Origin of the sequence: Micromonospora fulviviridis (assembly GCF_014648395.1) — a bacterium.
In the GTDB taxonomy this organism is placed as follows: Bacteria; Actinomycetota; Actinomycetes; order Mycobacteriales; family Micromonosporaceae; genus Micromonospora; species Micromonospora fulviviridis.
In genome coordinates this window covers 251,795-269,163 of record NZ_BMRA01000007.1, presented here as the reverse complement: position 1 = coordinate 269,163, position 17,369 = coordinate 251,795, and the positions used below count along the sequence as shown (strand labels likewise).

General features: G+C 73.6%; 15 protein-coding genes and 1 riboswitch. Of the genes, 9 read left to right on the top strand and 6 right to left on the bottom strand.

The genetic code is table 11. The annotated features are described in order from the left end of the window. Positions 1–88 precede the first annotated feature (88 nt). Both IEY96_RS20485 and IEY96_RS20480 read right to left on the bottom strand, forming a co-directional pair. Positions 89–1,426, bottom strand: a complete 1,338-nt coding sequence (locus IEY96_RS20485; RefSeq protein ID WP_189196414.1) for a uracil-xanthine permease family protein — start codon at positions 1,424–1,426, stop codon at positions 89–91. A 95-nt stretch (positions 1,427–1,521) separates the two neighbouring features. Continuing rightward, positions 1,522–2,157, bottom strand: coding sequence for an alpha-ketoglutarate-dependent dioxygenase AlkB (locus IEY96_RS20480; protein ID WP_189196548.1), 636 nt, complete (start codon positions 2,155–2,157; stop codon positions 1,522–1,524). An 87-nt stretch (positions 2,158–2,244) separates the two neighbouring features. On the opposite strand from IEY96_RS20480, the gene IEY96_RS20475 reads away from it, so the two are divergent. The 5 genes from IEY96_RS20475 (at position 2,245) to IEY96_RS20455 (ending at position 7,430) form a co-directional block, all read left to right on the top strand. Further along, positions 2,245–3,447, top strand: coding sequence for an acyltransferase family protein (locus tag IEY96_RS20475; RefSeq protein WP_189196413.1), 1,203 nt, complete (start codon positions 2,245–2,247; stop codon positions 3,445–3,447). 164 nt (positions 3,448–3,611) lie between these two features. Then, positions 3,612–4,109 (top strand): hypothetical protein, encoded by a 498-nt coding sequence (locus tag IEY96_RS20470; RefSeq protein ID WP_189196559.1) that lies wholly within the window; start codon positions 3,612–3,614, stop codon positions 4,107–4,109. A 159-nt stretch (positions 4,110–4,268) separates the two neighbouring features. After that, entirely contained in the window at positions 4,269–5,042 is a 774-nt protein-coding gene (locus IEY96_RS20465; protein WP_189196412.1) for a hypothetical protein, read from the top strand. Between the two features lie 350 nt (positions 5,043–5,392). Then, positions 5,393–5,534, top strand: a riboswitch (cyclic di-AMP (ydaO/yuaA leader). A 196-nt stretch (positions 5,535–5,730) separates the two neighbouring features. Then, entirely contained in the window at positions 5,731–6,573 is an 843-nt protein-coding gene (locus tag IEY96_RS20460) for a C39 family peptidase (protein ID WP_189196411.1), read from the top strand. A 104-nt stretch (positions 6,574–6,677) separates the two neighbouring features. After that, entirely contained in the window at positions 6,678–7,430 is a 753-nt protein-coding gene (locus IEY96_RS20455) for an alpha/beta fold hydrolase (protein ID WP_189196410.1), read from the top strand. Between the two features lie 7 nt (positions 7,431–7,437). On the opposite strand, the gene IEY96_RS20450 is transcribed toward IEY96_RS20455, so the two are convergent. The 4 genes from IEY96_RS20450 to IEY96_RS20435 form a co-directional block, all read right to left on the bottom strand. Next, complete coding sequence (locus IEY96_RS20450) at positions 7,438–9,132, bottom strand: CDP-glycerol glycerophosphotransferase family protein (protein WP_189196409.1); 1,695 nt, start codon at positions 9,130–9,132, stop codon at positions 7,438–7,440. A gap of 22 nt (positions 9,133–9,154) precedes the next feature. Beyond that, positions 9,155–10,717: a bifunctional cytidylyltransferase/SDR family oxidoreductase gene (locus IEY96_RS20445; protein ID WP_229791735.1), complete on the bottom strand. Its 1,563-nt coding sequence runs from the start codon at positions 10,715–10,717 to the stop codon at positions 9,155–9,157. A gap of 144 nt (positions 10,718–10,861) precedes the next feature. Beyond that, positions 10,862–11,662 carry an ABC transporter ATP-binding protein gene (locus IEY96_RS20440; protein ID WP_148426934.1) on the bottom strand — a complete coding sequence of 267 codons (801 nt, stop codon included), beginning with the start codon at positions 11,660–11,662 and terminating at the stop codon, positions 10,862–10,864. Beyond that, positions 11,655–12,560, bottom strand: coding sequence for an ABC transporter permease (locus tag IEY96_RS20435; RefSeq protein WP_189196408.1), 906 nt, complete (start codon positions 12,558–12,560; stop codon positions 11,655–11,657). The genes IEY96_RS20440 and IEY96_RS20435 overlap by 8 nt, the downstream gene beginning before the upstream one ends. A gap of 162 nt (positions 12,561–12,722) precedes the next feature. On the opposite strand from IEY96_RS20435, the gene IEY96_RS20430 reads away from it, so the two are divergent. The 4 genes from IEY96_RS20430 (at position 12,723) to IEY96_RS20415 (ending at position 17,285) form a co-directional block, all read left to right on the top strand. Then, a complete protein-coding gene (locus IEY96_RS20430) occupies positions 12,723–13,355 on the top strand; it encodes a TetR/AcrR family transcriptional regulator (RefSeq protein WP_189196407.1) in 633 nt (210 codons plus the stop codon). Positions 13,356–13,510: 155 nt separating this feature from the next. Next, positions 13,511–14,620, top strand: coding sequence for a DegT/DnrJ/EryC1/StrS family aminotransferase (locus IEY96_RS20425; RefSeq protein WP_189196406.1), 1,110 nt, complete (start codon positions 13,511–13,513; stop codon positions 14,618–14,620). Beyond that, complete coding sequence (locus IEY96_RS20420; RefSeq protein WP_189196405.1) at positions 14,617–15,645, top strand: Gfo/Idh/MocA family protein; 1,029 nt, start codon at positions 14,617–14,619, stop codon at positions 15,643–15,645. The genes IEY96_RS20425 and IEY96_RS20420 overlap by 4 nt, the downstream gene beginning before the upstream one ends. Before the next feature lie 29 nt (positions 15,646–15,674). After that, a complete protein-coding gene (locus IEY96_RS20415) occupies positions 15,675–17,285 on the top strand; it encodes a glycosyltransferase family 4 protein (RefSeq protein ID WP_189196404.1) in 1,611 nt (536 codons plus the stop codon). Positions 17,286–17,369 lie beyond the last annotated feature (84 nt).

The following is a 17,369-nucleotide window of genomic DNA, read 5'->3' as shown; positions in this document are numbered from 1 at the left end:
CCTGCGACGCGCGCTTCCGCGCCGCCAACCTCATGATCGACGGCGCGGCGCGGCGCGGCGCCGCGGTGCGGTGCGGTGCGGTGCGGGGTCAGAGTTCGGGTTCGGGGCCGCGGCGGGAGGTCGGGGTGGTGCCGCGGAGGTGGGCGATGAGGCGCATGCCGTGGTGGACGACCAGGGCGGCGGCGGTGCCCAGGGCGATGCCGTTGAACGAGAGGTCGCCGGCGGTCAGGGTGTAGTTGGCGGCGCCGACGATCACGGCGACCGCGGCGGTCATCAGGTTGACCGGGTCGTGGAAGTCGACCCGGTTCTCGATCCAGATCCGGGCGCCCAGGATGGCGATCAGGCCGTACAGGGCGGTGGTGGCGCCGCCCAGCACGCCGGCCGGCACGGTGAGGATCAGCGCGCCGAACTTCGGGCAGAGCCCGAGCAGCACCGCCGCGAACCCGGCCACCCAGTACGCGGCGGTCGAGTAGACCCGCGTCGCCGCCATCACGCCGATGTTCTCCGCGTACGTGGTGGTGCCGGAGCCGCCGCCGGCGCCGGCCAGCACGGTGGCCACGCCGTCGCCGAGGAACGCCCGACCCATGTCCCGGTCCAGGTTCCGCCCGGTCATCGCGGCGACCGCCTTGACGTGCCCGGCGTTCTCCGCGATCAGCACCAGGATCACCGGGATGACCAGCACCACGGCGCGCAGGCCGAAGGTCGGCGCGTGGAACTGCGGCAGGCCCACCCAGGCGGCCTCCTTCAGCGTGGTGACCGCCGTCGGGTCGAGCCGGCCGAGCAGCGCGGCCAGCACCCAGCCGACCACCACGCCGAGCAGGATCGACAGCCGGGCCAGGAAGCCGCGGAAGAGCACCGTGGTGACCAGGATCGCGACCAGGGTGATCACGGCGATCAGCGGCTGCGCCTTGAACCCGGTGCCGCTGCCGCCGCCGTCCCAGGCCACCGGGGCGAGGTTGAGCCCGATCAGGGCCACGATCGAGCCGGTCACCACCGGCGGCATCAGGGCGTCGATCCAGCGCGCCCCGGCCAGTTGCACCACCACGCCGACCAGCGCCAGCGCCGCGCCGGCCACCACGATGCCGCCGAGCGCGGCGCCGATCCCGCCGTCGGTCTTCGCGGCCAGCACCGGGGCGATGAAGGCGAAGGACGACCCCAGGTACGACGGCAGCCGGTTGCCGGTGATCAGCAGGAAGAGCAGCGTGCCCAGCCCGGAGAAGAAGAGGGTGGTGGCCGGCGGGAAGCCGGTGATCAGCGGCACCGTGAAGGTGGCGCCGAACATGGCGACGACGTGCTGCACGCCGACGCCGACCGTACGCGGCCAGGAGAGCCGCTCGTCGGGGTGGACCACGTCGCCGGGGCGGACGGAACGTCCGTCACCGTGCAGGGTCCAGGGGGACCAGCGGGTGGTGGGGGACTGGGTCATGGGCCGCCCTTCGCGTCGTCAGGTGACGGGGGCGTGATCGACCCTGAGAGTTGTTTCTAGCACGGCGCCGGCCGGGGCCCGTGGCCACCTCCGCGTCAGGCCACCCCGGCGGGCCGGAACTGGACGCTGACCCGGGGGCCGACCGGCCGGGCGGTCTTCGGGATCGCGTGCTCCCAGGTGCGCTGGCAGGACCCGCCCATCACCACCAGGTCGCCGTGCCCGAGCGGGAAGCGCAGGCTGGTCCCGCCGCCGCCCCGGGGGCGCAGCAGCAGCGGCCGGGGCGAGCCGAACGAGACGATGGCCACCATGGTGTCGGTGTGCGCGGAGCGGCCCTGGGTGTCGCCGTGCCAGGCCACGCTGTCCCGGCCGTCGCGGTAGAGGCACATGCCGGCCGTGACGAAGGGCTCGCCCAGTTCGGCCGCGTAGTGCCGGGTGAGCGTGTCGCGCGCCGCGGCGAGCACCGGGTGGGGCAGCGGCCGGCCGGCGCCGTACCAGCAGAGCAGGCGGGGAACGGCGACCTCGGCGTCGTACATGGTGCGGCGCTCGGCCCGCCACGGCACCTCGTGCAGGAGTGTGTCGAGTACCGCGTCGGAGCCCGCCACCCAGCCGGGCAGGTGGTCGACCCAGGCGCCCCGGCTCAGCTCGTGCCGGCGCAGCCGCCCGGCCAGCGGGCCCAGGGAAGGGCCCTGCTCGGCGAGGTCGAGCATCGAGGGCTGGTACACGCCGCCGATCCTACCCTGCTGTCGAACAGGCGTACGAGCATCGGCGCGGTCGCCGTCCGGCGGCGACCCCGATTACCACCGGGTAGGGTGCCCCGGGTGACAAGCGCCCCGGCCACCCCCGCCACCCGGCTGCCGTCGCTCACCGGGCTGCGCTGGATCGCCGCCCTGCTGGTGTTCGCCTTCCACGTCGGCACGATGCGGATCGTCGCGGAGCCCGGCGTCGGGGCGGCGCTGGGCCGGGCGTTCGCCCTCGGCCTGTCCGGGGTGGAGTTCTTCTTCATCCTCAGCGGATTCGTGCTGGTGTGGTCGTACCGGGACGGCGAGCCGCGGCACACCTTTCTCCGTCGCCGGCTTGCCAAGATCTACCCGAACCACCTGGTGACCTTCGCGGTGGCGTTGGCCGTCGCGTTCTGGTTCGCCGACCCGGTCGCGCCGTGGGCCGCGATCGGGAACCTCCTGCTGGTGCAGGCGTGGATCCCCCTCGACGGCTACTTCTACAGCGTCAACGACGTGAGCTGGTCGCTCTCCTGCGAGTTGGCCTTCTACCTGTGCCTGCCGCTGGTGCTGCCGTGGCTGCGCCGGGCCCGCGCCGGCGTCCTGTGGGCGGTGGTGGTTGCCGTGCCGCTGCTCATCCTGGCCCTCTGGCCCGCCCAGCTCCTGGTGCCTGAGGAGAGCCGCTGGTGGTTCACCCAGATCTTCCCGGTCACCCGGTCCGTCGAGTTCTGGATGGGAGCGGCCGCCGCGGAACTGCTGCGCCGGGGCCGCTGGCGGGGGCCGAACCTGGCCGCCGCCAGCGTGCTGTTCGTGGCCACCTGGGTGGTGGCCGCGCAGTGGATCCGCGCCGAGTTCTGGGCGGCCCTGCTCGCGGTGGCCTACCTGCTCGTCATCACCGCCGCCGCGGACGCCGACGTCCGGGGCCGGCGCACGCCGTGGCGGTCCCGCGCGATGGTCTGGCTCGGCGAGGTCTCGTTCGCCTTCTATCTGGTGCACGTGCTGGTCATGATGACCGTGCTGCGGCTCACCGGGGACTGGGGCACGGGGCTGCGCGGGTGGTGGGGCCCGCTCGCGGTGCTCGGTCTCCTCCTGCTCAACCTGCTGCTCGCCGCGGCCCTGCACCACTGGGTGGAGATGCCCATGATGCGCCGTCTCGGGCCGCCCCGCCGTGCCCGTCCGGCGGCGGCCACCGCCGCGCCGGCGCCGTCCGTGCCCGCCCCGCGGCCGGCCCCCGCCGGGCCGGTCGCGGCACCCGCCACTTCGGCCAGGTCCGTCGAGTACGCCGGGCGGCGCGACCCGCGCTGAGCCGTGCGCGGCCTGCCGGCGTAGCCCGCTCCGGCGGATCCCGGCAACGGTAGCCCGCCGCCCCTCGCCGGTCAGCTGTCCATGCTGGACGGTGTTTGACGAACGGGTGGCGCGACACGCCCGGCGGCGGTGCGATGTGGCGGAACCGGCGGTAGGTTGTACCCGTGCTGCCGATCGCGCTCACCTGTCCCGTGTGGTGGGTGGCGCGCTGGATCGCCCGCACACTGGCCAGCCTGGCCGTGCTCGCCGCCTGCTCGTTCGGCGCGGCGGCCCTGCCGGTCGGTGGTGCCGCGGCCGCACCGGCGGCCTCCTCCGCGGTGGCCCCGGTCGGGGGCCCGACCCTCCAGCCAGGCGCCGCCGCGCAGCACCTCAGGGACGGAGCCGGCTGGACCGCCACCGTCACCGGCCGGCACTTCCCGGACGCAGCCGGGCGGACCGCCGCCGTCACCGGCTGGGACCCGCGGGGCACAGCCGCCCGGACCGCCGCCGTCGCCGGGCGGGATCTCGACGGCGGGGCGGGCGTCGACCGGCAGGCCGTACCCGCCGACCGGTCCGAGCCGGTGGCCGCGTCCCGGGCCGTGGCCCGCCCGGCTGACCGGCCTCTCGTGCTGGCCGGGCTGGTTCCCGCGACCGTCGGCTCCCGGGCCCCGCCCGGCCGCTGACCCGCCCGTGGGCCGCCGGCCCGCGCCCGCCGCACGCACCGAACCTCACCCCCGCACCCGCCCGTCGGCGGCCCCGGCACCCGTTCCCGGTGCACGCCGCCGCTCCCACGGCCCGTGCGGACACCTCTCCGCCACGTTCTCTCCCGTGAGGTGCCGACCATGCCGCAGACCGTTCTCTACCGCTTCCTGACCGAGGTCCCCGAGGCCGCCGCGATCTGGTCGGCCCTGCTCCTGCTCGCCCTTGGTCTGCTCGCCGTGCTGGTCGCCCGCCCGGAGCGGGACGACGGGACCGATCCGGCCCCCGACCCGGTCGCCGAGGAGGCCGCCCGCCGGGCCGACCTGCGCCGCTACGCCGACGAGGTGGCGGTGGCCGCCGCCGGGGCTGCGCAGACCGCCCGGCGGCGGCGGGAGCAGTGGCTGACCGCCCACGACGAGGCGGACCGGGCCTGGCGGGCGTACGACGAGGCCGAGGCGGCCGCCAGCCGCTTCGCCGGCGCCGCCGCGCTGCCCGCCCCGCACACCCCGCGCACACCGGCCGAGTACGCGGCCCGTGAGCGCTGGCTGCACCACGCCGCGATGGCCGCGCACTGGCGGGGCGACCTGAGCGCCCGGCAACTCGCCGACGTGCTGGCCCACCGCAACGGGTGGGACCCGCGCCGGCACCCTGCCGAGCAGGAGATCGTCCTGGCCCGGGCGGTACGCGAGGGCCGCCGGGCCGGCTGGGCGGCGGCCGCCGAGCGGGAGCGGCGGGCCTGGCGGGACGCCGAGCTGGCCGCCGAGGCGGCCCGGACCCTGGCCGCGGAGGCGTACGCGGCGACCGCCGCGCTCCGCCCCGCCGACGCTGCGGCACCGGTGGAGGGGCGGGACGACGCGACGGTGCGGATCCCGGCCGCCGTGTCCGGTGCGCGGTGGCGCCCCGCCCGGGTCGGCTGACGGTCGTCCATTCCAGGGCGACGGCGGCCCGACCCGACCCCGACGGGCCCCGAGTCGGCCGAATTGTTATCCGAATTCGGTGAGCCCGGTCACCACTCTGCCGGAAACGGTCATCGGGGTCAGGTGGGGTGATCGACCCCCGCAATTCCGGGCCGGTCGCCACCGGATGTCCGCTTTTGGCCGTCGGGTGCCGCCGTAACTGCTCGTCCCATTGAGTGAAGTGAGTGACCGACTGTTCCGATATCCGTAGTGGTGCACGAGGTTTAAGCAGGTGGGAGCGCTTGGCAGCCGGCATACCCACCGGTAGTGTCGGCGCGTCCGGAGCGGTTTTCGATCGCAAGAGGCGACGCCGCGCCGACCCGCCTAATCGTGCTCTCACGAACCGGGGACCCACTGCAACACCGGGGTGAATCCGCGGGCCACGGCCCGCGGTAGGGCGTACTTCCCGCCCGAATCCGTCAGCTAACCCGGTCGGCGGTCACGGAAGGAGTGCCATTCCTCGTGCCCACCCCCCGGTCGTCCCCCCGCCTCCACGGCATCGCGGTGCCGGTGCTCGCCTGACGGCGACCGACCCCGGCAACCGCCCGACCGCCCGGCCCCCCGGGCGCTCCCGTCCCGCGGCAATCCGCCCCGCCAGCGCGCGTGAGTTCCTCCGCGCGTCGGGCCGGCGCGTGCCGCTCACGCCCCCGTGGAGGAAACCGTGAAGCACCACCTGAAGCGTCAGCTCCGCCGCCTCGTGACCGAACGCCCGTACCAGATCGTCGCCGGCTCGGCCGCGGCCCTCGTGCTGGCCGGCGGCGCCGGTGCCGCCGTCACCGCCACCGACGACGCCCCGGTCCACCGGGAGAACACCGCCGCGGTCGCCGAGCTGGGCTCCCGGCTCGGTGAGGTCGCCAGCCGGGGCGAGGCCCGGGTCGCCGTCCCGTCGCCCTCCGCCTCGCCGAGCGCGTCGCCGTCGGCCGCGAAGCCGGTGGCCAAGGCGGCCCCCGACCCCGACACGACCCCCAAGGCCAAGCCGAAGCCGCCGTCGACCAAGGTGCTCGACTACACCTACGAGGCGCAGACCGCCTACTGGAACTGCGGCCCGGCCGCGGTGCGCAACGCGCTCAGCGCGAGCGGCGTCGAGACCACCCAGGACGCGATGATCGCCCCGCTGAACGCCGGCGAGAACGGCACCAACTCCGCCGAGGACACCACGCGGGGCCTGAACCTGATGGTCAAGGGCAACCCGTACCGGACCCACATGTTCGGCGGCTCGGCGAGCCCGGCGGAGATCGACCAGCTCCAGGCGGACGTGGTCAAGGCGATCACCGACGGCCGGGGCGTGGTGGTCAACATCGCCGGTGACGCCCTCGACACCGACGGCGGCTGGCACTCGTTCCCGGGCGGCCACTACATCGCCGTGGTCGGCTACAAGAACGACGGCCGTACCGTCCGGATCGCCGACTCGGCGAACGCGGCGCTGCCCGCGTACTGGATGAGCACCATCGACCTGGCGAACTGGGCCGCCACCCGCGGCTACTCCGCCTGATCGCACCTTCCGTCGGGCACCGGCTCACCGAGCCGGTGCCCGAAGTCGTCCACGCCGCTGTCCGCTCTCGCGCCGGGTGTCCGTCCGGTGGCACACTGCGCCGTATGGGCGACGAGACGGGTACCCGCCATCTGCTGCTGCTGCACGGCATGGGTGCCACCGGTGAGGTGTGGCTGCCCTGGGCGCCGCTGCTGGAGCGCCACTGGGCGGGGCGCTGGCTCGTCCCCGACCTGGCCGGGCACGGCTGGTCGCCGCCGCTGCCCGGGTACTCCTTCGAGGCCCTGGCCCGGCGGGTGGTCGAGGGGCTCGGCCCGGTGACCGAGCGGCTCGGCCCCCACGACCGGCTCGTGCTGCTCGGGCACTCGCTCGGCGGGGTGGTGGCGCTGGCGCTGGCCGCGCGGTCGCGGCGCCCGCCGGTCGACGCGGTGGTCGGGCTCGGCATCAAGGCCGTCTGGTCCCCGGCCGACCTGGAGAAGGCCCAGGAGTTGGCCGCCCGCCCGGTGACCTGGTTCGCCACCCGGGACGAGGCGGCCCGCCGCTACCTGCGGGTCTCCGGGCTGGCCGGGCTGCTCGCCCCCGACCACCCGGTGGTGGAGGCGGGGTTGCGCCGCGAGGACGGCCGCTGGCGGCTGGCCATGGACCCGGCCGCGTTCGCGGTGGGAGAGCCCCGGCTGGCCGCGCTGCTCGCCGCCACCGACGTCCCGGTGCTGCTGGCCCGCGGTGAGCACGACCCGATGGTGACCGACGCGCAGCTCAAGGAGTTGGGCGTACCGGTCGCCACGCTGCCCGGGCTGGGCCACAACGCGCACGTCGAGGATCCGGCGGCGGTGCTCGCCCTCCTCGACCCGTACCTCTGACCTCGGCTCAGGCGGGGGAGGGGAGCGGCGAGCCGTCCCGCGGGGCGGGCACGGTCCAGTCCGGCGCGAGCTGCCGGCGGGCGGCGTCGAGGAACACCTCGGCGTACGACTCGGCCGGGAAGTCGCCCAGGTAGCAGGCCCGGGTGGCCCAGCGGGCCGCGGCCTTCGGGTCGGTCTCCAGCAGCTCGGTCAGCACCTCGTCCACGTTGGACATGTCCTGGCGCAGCACGTAGCCGGAGCCGGCCAGCGGGAACCGCTCGACGAAGTGCTCCCCGTCGACGCCCATGTCGGTGACGGCGTACGGCTTGCCCGAGTAGAGCCAGTCGGAGATCACCCCGGAGACGTCCGAGACCAGCGCGTCGGCGCGGTTGACGCACTCGGTGAGGGTCAGGTCGCGGCCGGCCGCCGTGCCCCAGAGGTGCGCCCGGCCGGTCTTCGCCCGGTCGGCGGCGAGCAGTTCGGTGAGGCGGGCCAGTTGCCGCGCCGAGGCCGGGTTCTGGGCCGTGTAGGGGTGCGCCCGCAGGATCACCGTCGCCCCCCGGTCCAGCAGCCGGCGGATCACCGTCTCGGCCACCGGCAGCGAGCAGTAGTTGGCGTCGGCGTGGTGCCCGGTCCAGGTGGGCGTGTAGAGCACGGTCGGGTGGGCCGGGGCGGCGGCCGGCTCCCGGCGTACCTCGATGGCCTCGACCTGGGGGCGGCCGACCACGACGAACTTCTCGGCGGGGATCTCCACGCCGGCCCGGGCGTACCGTTCGATCGCCGCCGGACCGGCCACGAAGATCTTGTCGAAGATGCCCGAGACCGGGTTGGCGCTGGGCGCCTTGTCGCTGTCGCCGTGGTGCAGCTGCACGTGGGTGAGCTGCGAGAAGCGGATGCAGTGGCTGTTCTTCGCGCCGTGGTTGACGTAGAAGGCCGCTCGCAGGCTCGGCACCATCGCCTCGTCCATGGTCTTCAGGGTGGGGCAGAAGACCACCGGCGCGCGGGTCGCGGCCGCCACGGCGGGCAGTAACTCGGGCTCGCGCAGCAGCACCATGAACGGCCGGCCGATCCGCTCCAGGTAGGGCAGCCACATGGTGACCTGGTACTCGGAGCCGGGCGGGGCGGAGAAGTAGAGCACGAACTCGGGCTGGTGCCGGCGCAGCGCCCGGCCCACCGGGCCGCCGCCGGCCGGCGGCCGGAACCGACGGCGGGCCAGGTCGAGGCCGACCGCGCCGCTGCCCGCCGCGACCAGCAGCGCGGCCACCAGGGCCACCCAGGCGGGCAGGACCAGGCCGGCGGCCGCCGCCACCAGGGCGAGCAGCACCGGCAGCGCGTCGCCGAGCCGGGCCGCGCCCAGCGGGGTCCAGGACCGGACCGGCAGGTTGGCCGCCCGGATCTCCAGCGCGCCGGCGTCGCGCAGCGGCCCGACCAGCAGCACCAGGCCGAGCAGGACCAGCGCCGTGGCGGCCAGCGCCGGGTCGAAGCCGGCGTCCAGCCGGCGGGCGTAGCCGACCAGGATGCCGGCGGCGACCAGGACCGTCTCGGCGAGGCCGTCGGCCGTCAGCCGCACCCGGCGTTCCCAGGCGGTGGCGGCGAGCGCGGCGACGGCGATCGCCAGCCCCCAGCCGGTCGCCCCGGTGAGCGCCACGACGAGGAAGGCCAGCACCGCCAGCCCGGTGGTCAGCACCCGGGCGAGCAGCTTCCGGACCAGGTCACCACGCATCTGGCTCGTCCCGTCCCGCGGCTCAGGCGTCGATGCCGGTGGGCAGCTTCGACGACTCCGGCTCGGCGCGTCCGGTGCCGCGCGGCGGCCTGGAGTCGTCGTCGGCCGGGTGCGCGCCGGGCTGGGCGGGCACCGCGGCGACCGGCTCGCCGGGGGCCCGGCGGACGTCGATCACCTGACCGGTCAGCTCGGAGATCAGCACGTCCAGGGAGGCCTGGGCGACCGCCTCGGCGGAGAGGAGGGTGTGCTCCGGCTCCTCGCCGAACGCCTTGGTGCGCATCGGGGTGGCGGTGCGCTCCGGGTTGACGCAGTTGACCCGTACGCCGAACTCGGCCCACTCGTCGGCGAGCGCCTGGGTCAGGTTGACCAGCGCGGCCTTGGTGGCCGAGTAGAGCGCGTAGCGCGCCCGGCCCCGGGTGTAGGAGCTGGAGGTGTAGAGCAGCAGCTGGCCCTTGGTCTGCTGGAGGTACGGCAGCGACTGCCGGGCGATGGTGACCGGGCCCACGAAGTTGACGTGCAGGAGGCGCTCCATCGTCTCCTCGTCCATCTCCGCCAGAGCGCCCTTCTCCAGGATCCCGGCGGTGACCACCACGTGGTCGATCCGGCCGGTCGCCTCGAAGGCGGTCTTCAGCGCGGCGGCCACGTCTTCGGCCCGCTCGACGTGGGTGCCGGTGGTGGAGCGGCTGAACGGGAAGACCTGGGCGCCGTAGCGGCGGGCCAGCTCGGTGAGGTCGTGGCCGATGCCGTAGCTGCCGCCGAAGACCACGATGGTCCGGCCGGTCAGCTCCTCGGAGTAGCTGCGGTGGTCGGTGAGCTTGGGCACCTGGGCGGCGGCGAGCTGGAAGAGCTTGTCCGCCAGGTGCACGTCGACCGGGTGGGTGACCTTGATGTTCTCGTCCGAGCCGTCGATCACCTTGATCGGCGTGCCGGGCAGGTAGCGCAGCACCACGCCGCAGTCGTCGGTGGCGGCGAAGTCCGGGTCGCCCTCGGCCCGCCGGTACGCCTCGCGGATGGTGCCGGAGCGGAACGCCTGCGGGGTCTGGCCGCGGCGCAGCGTGGCGCGGACCGGGATGCCGGTGATGCAGTCGTCCTCGTCGACCTGGATGATCGTGTCGGCGGACGGGATGGCCACGTCCACCGCCGAGTAGGTCCAGAGCGCGTTCACGCACTCGCGCACGATCCGGGCGCTGACCAGGGGACGCACCGCGTCGTGGAAGAGGATGTTGACGTCGCCCTCGCCGACCGCGTCCAGGGCGATCCGGGTGGTGTCGTTGCGGGTGTCCCCGCCCTCGATCACCTTGCTGACCTTGCGGAAGCCGGCGTTGGCGACGATCCGCTCGGCGTCGGGCACGTGGCCGGCGGCCATGAGCACGATGATCTCGTCGATCTCCGGCGCGGCCTCGAACACCGCCAGGGTGTGCTCGATGATCGGCTTGCCGGCGATCTTCAGCAGCTGCTTCGGGATGCCCAGCCCGAGACGCGTCCCGGTCCCCCCGGCGAGGATCACGGCCACCGTCCGCGAGGGGCGCCAGGGTGCCGGGCTCGCCGGCGCGGCGTCCGGTGCGGGGGTGCGGTCCTGCGTCATTGCCGTTCCTCACTTCTGCGGGGTGTATGGGGTTTTGCGACTGGATGACCGGGTGGTGAACTTTCGCCGGCAACCAGAAAACCTTAACGCGTACGGCGGAGCGCACCGATCCGGGCGAGCCCGGGACCGGTGCGCCCCGGACGGCTACTTCTGGTTCTCGTAGGCGTCGCACACCTCGTCGGTGGGGCCGTCCATCCTCAGGACGCCGCTCTCCAGCCAGATGGTCCGCTCGCAGGTGTCCCGGATGGAGCTGATCGAGTGGCTGACCAGGAACACCGTGCCGGCGCTGTCACGCAGCTCGCGGACCCGCTGCTCGCTGCGGGCCCGGAACTTGCGGTCACCGGTGGCCAGCGCCTCGTCGATGAGCAGCACGTCGTGCTTCTTCGCCGAGGAGATGGCGAAGCGCAGCCGGGCGCCCATGCCGGAGGAGTAGGTGCGCATCGGCAGCGAGGCGAAGTCGCCGCGCTCGTTGATCCCGGAGAACTCGATGATCTCCGGCGCCAGCCGCTTGACCTCCTCCGGCGTCATGCCCATGGCCAGGCACCCGAGCACGACGTTGCGCTCGCCGGAGAGGTCGTTGAGCAGGGCCGCGTTCACCCCGAGCAGGGACGGCTGGCCCTGGGTGTAGACGGCGCCCCGGGCCGGCGGGAGCAGGCCGGCGATGGCCCGCAGCAGGGTCGACTTGCCGGAGCCGTTGCTGCCGATCAGGCCGATGGCCTCACCCTCGTACGCGGTGAAGCTCACCCCCTTGACCGCGTGCACCTCGCGGATGTTCGGCGCGTTGGTCCGGGACACGATGCGCTTGAGGGCCGAGACCGGGGTGGTGCCCCCGGTGGCGCCCTTGTGGATCTTGTAGATCACGTGCACGTCGTCCACCACGACGGTCGGGACGCGTCCCGCGTCCACCACGGCGGCGTTGCCCGCCGGCTGGGTCTGGTCAGCCACGGCCGTACTCCTTCTCTCCGCGCCAGAAGTAGACGAATCCGCCGACACCGAAGACCACCGCCCAGGTCACCGCGAGGGTCCACAGCCGCAGCGGCGAGGACGCGATGTGCTCCGGGTACGCCGAGTCGAGCAGCGCGTACCGGGCCAGCTCGATGTAGACCAGGATCGGGTTGGACTCCAGGGCGGTCGCCGCCCACCCCGGGAGCCGGTCCTCGAAGAGCTTGACGCTGTAGAGCACACCGGAGCCGTAGAGCCAGGTCCGCAGCACGAACGGCATGACCTGCTTGAGGTCGGTGACCTTGGAGCCGATCCGGGCCATGATCATGGTCAGCCCGACGTTGAAGATCGACTGGAGCACCAGCATGGGCGCGATCAGCAACCAGCGGAAGGTGATCGGCTCGCCGGTGAACAGCACGATCCCGGCCAGCACCACCATCGACATGAGCAGCTGCTGGAGCTGCACCAGGGTGACGGTGATCGGCAGCGCGGCACGCGGGAACTGGAGGGCCCGGATCAGACCCAGGTTGCCGGTGATCGCGCTGGTGCCCTGGAGCGCCGCGCTCTGGGTGAACGTGAAGATGAAGACACCGGTGCAGAGGTACGCGATGAAGTTCGGCACGTGCCGGTTCTGCGAGATGATCACGCCGAAGATCAGGTAGTAGACCGCCGCGTTGGTGAGCGGGGTCAGCACCTGCCAGAGCTGCCCGAGTTGGGTGTTGCTGAACGAGGAGGCGACCTTCGCCCGCGAGTACGCGGTCATGAAGTGTCGGTACGCCCACAGCTTGCGGGCGTACTCGGCCAGAGGCGGGCGTTCCCCGGCTACCCGTAGCCCGTACCGCTGGGCGAGCTGGGCCCGGGTCAGCCCGGATTCGGGGTCGGCCACCGCGGTGTTGGCCATGGTCAGGCGCTCCGATCTTTCGTGCCGATGGGGAGCAGGGAGATGTGTCGCGGCGTTGAAATCTAGCGTGGCCGGGCGGGGAGGGAGCCTCGCTGCTGCGTGGAAGGTAGTCCAAAACACGTCGGGACGCAACCGTACCGTCGTTGCGCTACATTGTCCCACGTGACGACCGAGAAGAGGCGTGCCCCGGCCGGCGCGGCGGTGCTGCGCGGGGAGATCACCAGTGCCATCCGCGCCGCCGTGATGCAGGAGTTGGCCGAGGTCGGCTACGGCCGTCTCTCCATCGAGGCGGTGGCCCGGCGGGCCGGGGTCAGCAAGACCGCGATCTACCGCCGTTGGCGCTCGAAACTCGACCTGGTGCTCGACATGGTCTCCGCGGCGGCGGGGCGCAACCTGCCGCTGCTGGACACCGGGAGCCTCCTCGGTGACCTGGAGATCCTGCTCCACGTGATGGCCCGCGCGCTGCGGCACCGGCTGGCCTCGCAGATCATCCCGGACCTGCTGGCCGAGGCGGCCCGCAACCCGCAGATCGCGGAGAAGCTCCAGGCCGCCCTGGACGACTACCAGCAGGCCGTCGGCCGGATCCTGATCGGCCGTGCGGTCGAGCGGGGGGAACTCTCCCCGGACACCGACCGGCGCGCCGCCGTGGACCTGATCGTCGGTCCGGTCTACTGGCGGATGGCCATCTCCCGGGCGCCGCTGGACGTCGAGGAGGTGCCCCGCCTGGCCTCGGCGATCGTCGCGGCCCTCCGGGTAGCATGCTTGGGGCCTGTCCGCGACGAGGTGGAAGTGTGACTCCCGGTGCCGGTCGTGGAGCGCCAGTCGATCATGAACATCAGGACACATCTGGTCGGACAATGGTTGCAACCGGTCCGTTTCAAGCAGCAACCGCTACCATCCCCCCGAAACCGTCCCCCGAAGTGAGAACCGTGTCGACAGGAGGAAGCCCCATGGTCGGGCCGCACCCAGAGTTCATTCCCCCAGCACGACCGATCATCGGTGAGGCCGAGATCGAGGCGGCTGTCCGGGTGCTGCGGAGCGGCCGGGTCGTGCAGGGCCCCGAGGTCGCCGCGTTCGAGGAGGAGTTCGGCGACCTGGTCGCCGGCCGGCACTGCGTCGCCGTCAACTCCGGGACCTCCGCGCTCCAGCTCACCCTGATGGCGCTCGGCTTCGGCCCGGGTGACGAGGTCATCGTGCCCTCGTTCTCCTTCGCCGCCAGCGCCAACGCCGTCCGGCTGGTCGGCGCCGAGCCGGTCTTCGTGGACATCGAGCCGGGCAGCTTCTGCGTGGACCCGCAGGCGGTCGCCGCCGCGGTCACGCCGCGCACCGTCGCCATCATGCCGGTCCACCTCTACGGCCACCCGGCCGCCATGGACCAGATCATGGCGATCGCCGAGCGGCACGGCCTCGCCGTGGTGGAGGACGCCGCCCAGGCGCACGGGGCCACCCTGCACGGCACCCCGGTCGGCGCCTTCGGCACCGCCGGCTGCTTCAGCTTCTACCCCACGAAGAACATGCACGCCCTGGAGGGCGGCATGGTCACCACCGCCGACGCCGAGCTCGCCCGCACCCTGCGACTGCTGCGCAACCAGGGCATGGAGCAGCGGTACGCCAACGAGATCGTCGGCGCCAACATGCGGATGACGGACGTGGCCGCCGCGATCGGCCGGGTGCAGCTCACCCAGCTCGGCGAGTGGACCGAGCAGCGCCGGGCCAACGCCAAGTTCCTCGACTCGAAGATCACCGGGATGGTCACCCCGCCCGTGGCGGACGCCGCCAAGCACGTCTACCACCAGTACACCGTGCGGGTGGAGGGCAACCGCGACGCGGCCATGGCCCGCCTCACCGAGCTGGGCATCGGCAATGCGGTCTACTACCCGACCCCGATCCACCGGCTCAAGCCCTACCTGGACGCCGACGGCAAGCCGGGCCCGTGGGACCTGCCGGAGACCGAGCGGGCCGCCGCCGAGGTCGTCTCGCTGCCCGTGCACCCGTCGCTGAGCCCCGCCGACCTGGAGCGGATCGCCGAGGGCGCGAACCTCGCCGGGGGTGCCCGGTGAGCCAGGGCCGTAAGCTGCGCGCCGGCCTGATCGGCCTCGGCGCGATGGGCCGCAACCACGCCCGGGTGCTGTCCAACCTGGACGGCGTCGAGCTGATCGGCGTGGTCGACCCGGCCGGCGACGTGACCGGCACGCTCCGCGCCCCGGTCGTCCCCGAGCTGGCCGACCTGCTGGCCATGGGCATCGACTACGCGGTCGTGGCCTGCCCGACCGCGCTGCACGAGCGGATCGGCCTGGAGCTGGCCGCCAACGGCGTCTGCGCGCTGATCGAGAAGCCGCTGGCCCAGTCGGTCGAGGCCGCCACCACGCTGGTGGAGGCGTTCGAGGCCGCCGGCCTGGTGGCCGGTGTCGGGCACATCGAGCGCTACAACCCGGCGCTGCAGAGCCTGCGCACCCGGCTGGAGGCCGGCGAGCTGGGCGAGGTCTTCCAGGTCGTCACCCGGCGCCAGGGCCCGTTCCCGCACCGGATCGCCGACGTCGGCGTGGTCATGGACCTGGCCACCCACGACATCGACCTGACCGCCTGGGTGACCGGCCAGGAATACACCGCCGTGTCGGCCCGGACGGTCTCCCGCAGTGGCCGGCTGCACGAGGACATGGTCGCCGTGGTCGGCCAGCTCGCCGACGGCACGATGGTCAACCACCTGGTCAACTGGCTGAGCCCGCTCAAGGAGCGGTCCACCGTGGTCACCGGCGACAAGGGCTGCTTCGTCGCCGACACGCTCACCGCCGACCTGACCTTCTACGCCAACGCCGCCATCGACACCGAGTGGGAGGCGCTGCGCGCGTTCCGCGGCGTGGCCGAGGGCGACATGGTCCGGTACGCGATCCCGAAGCGCGAGCCGCTGCTGGTCGAGCACGAGCGTTTCCGCGACGCCGTGGAGGGCAAGCAGAGCGACATCGTCACGTTGCGGCAGGGCCTGCGTACCGTGCGGGTCGCCGCCGGTCTCCTCGAGTCCGCGTCCGACGGCAAGGTCGTGTCCGTGGCGTCCAGCGAACAGGACGAGCCGGCCGCCATCCGCTAGCCGACGGGTCCGAGGGGGAGGACGACACGATGGGTTCGAAGAGCACAACGGGGTACCGGGGCCGGGTCGTCATGCTCGTCGACAACGGCGTGCACGGCGACTCCCGGGTCCAGAAGGCCGCCCGGTCGGCTGCCGACGCCGGCTGGGAGGTCTTCCTCCTCGGTATCCGCAACGCCCGCTCCGAGTCCGACACCTGGCGGATCGGCGACGCCGAGGTGCGGCTGCTGCGGGTGCCGAAGCCGCTGCACCGGCTGCCCCGCGACTACAGCCGCTCGCTGCGGCGGCCGCTGGCGTACGCGTCGACGACCATGGCGGCGTACCGGGTCCAGGAGATCAAGGCGTGGCAGGCCGACCTCTACGAGCGCCGGGTCCGCGCGCAGGCGCTCGGTGGCGGGCTCCCCGCCGCCGTGGGCCGGGCGGCCCAGCTGCCGTCCCGGGCCGCGGCCACGGCGTTGGCCCGCTGGGTGCGGTTCCGCAGCGGGGAGACGCGCCGCCTGCGCAAGGCCCAGGGCGACCCGGCGGCGCTGTTCAACCGGCTGCCCGTCCGCGCCTGGCAGGGACTGCTGGGCGACCGCAGCTGGCGCCGGCTGGACCCGGGGCTCTGGGACTTCGAGCTGGCGTTCCGCAGCGCGATCGACGAGCTGAAGCCGGACATCATCCACGCCAACGACTTCCGGATGCTCGGGGTCGGCGCGCGGGCGATGCTGCGGGCCCGGGCCGCCGGACGGAGGACCAAGCTGGTCTGGGACGCCCACGAGTTCGTCGGGGGCATCACCGGCCGGCCGGACAACCCGCGCTGGCTGCCGGCCCAGATCGCCTACACGGCCGAGTACGCCGCCTACCCGGACGCCGTGGTGACGGTGTCGGACACCCTCGCCGAACTGCTTCAGGAGACCCACGGCCTCCCCGAGCGGCCCGCCGTGGTGCTGAACGCCCCGATGGCGCCGCCGGCCGGGGCCGACGGCGACGTGCCGGACCTACGGGCGCTGTGCGGGGTGGACGACCGCACGCCGGTGCTGGTCTACGCCGGCGCGGTGAACCCGAGCCGGGGCTGCCAGATCATGGTCGAGGCGCTGCCCGAGCTGTCCGACGTGCACGTCGCGTTCGTGACCATGAACCCGAACGGTGACAACCAGTTCTCCGAGGCGCTGCGCGAGCGGGCCGTCGAGCTGGGCGTGGCGGACCGGGTGCACCTGCTGCCGTACGTCAAGCACTGGCAGGTGGTGCCGTTCCTGTCCGCGGCGGACGCCGGGGTCATCCCGATCCACCACAAGCCCAACCACGAGCTGGCGCTGATCACCAAGTACCTGGAGTACTCGCACGCCCGGCTGCCCATCGTGGTCAGCGACGTGAAGACCATGGCACAGACCGCCCGGGCCACCGGTCAGGGCGAGGTGTTCACCGCCGAGGACCTCACCGACTTCGTCCGGGCCGTCCGGGCCGTGCTCGCCGATCCGGAGCGCTACCGGGCCGCGTACGACAAGCCCGGCCTGCTGGAGGCGTGGACCTGGGAGGCCCAGGCCCGGATCCTCGACGAGGTCTACAGCTCCGTGCTGGGCGTGCCGGCGGCCGGTGGGGCGCGCCCGCCGGCGTCCCGGCAGCCCGCGGACGATCTGGAGCTGGCGCCCACCGCCCGCTGATCCACCGACGACCGGTCCGGCCGGCTCCCGCCCTCGGGCGGGGCCGGCCGGACCGCGTTCCGGCCCTGTTCCCCACACGGCACC

Bases quoted from the DNA above. Each gene is read 5' to 3' on its own strand.
- IEY96_RS20485 (WP_189196414.1), bottom strand. From the start codon at position 1,426: ATGACCCAGTCCCCCACCACCCGCTGGTCCCCCTGGACCCTGCACGGT.
- IEY96_RS20465 (WP_189196412.1), top strand. From the start codon at position 4,269: ATGCCGCAGACCGTTCTCTACCGCTTCCTGACCGAGGTCCCCGAGGCC.
- IEY96_RS20455 (WP_189196410.1), top strand. From the start codon at position 6,678: ATGGGCGACGAGACGGGTACCCGCCATCTGCTGCTGCTGCACGGCATG.
- IEY96_RS20450 (WP_189196409.1), bottom strand. From the start codon at position 9,132: ATGCGTGGTGACCTGGTCCGGAAGCTGCTCGCCCGGGTGCTGACCACC.
- IEY96_RS20445 (WP_229791735.1), bottom strand. From the start codon at position 10,717: ATGACGCAGGACCGCACCCCCGCACCGGACGCCGCGCCGGCGAGCCCG.
- IEY96_RS20435 (WP_189196408.1), bottom strand. From the start codon at position 12,560: ATGGCCAACACCGCGGTGGCCGACCCCGAATCCGGGCTGACCCGGGCC.
- IEY96_RS20425 (WP_189196406.1), top strand. From the start codon at position 13,511: ATGGTCGGGCCGCACCCAGAGTTCATTCCCCCAGCACGACCGATCATC.
- IEY96_RS20415 (WP_189196404.1), top strand. From the start codon at position 15,675: ATGGGTTCGAAGAGCACAACGGGGTACCGGGGCCGGGTCGTCATGCTC.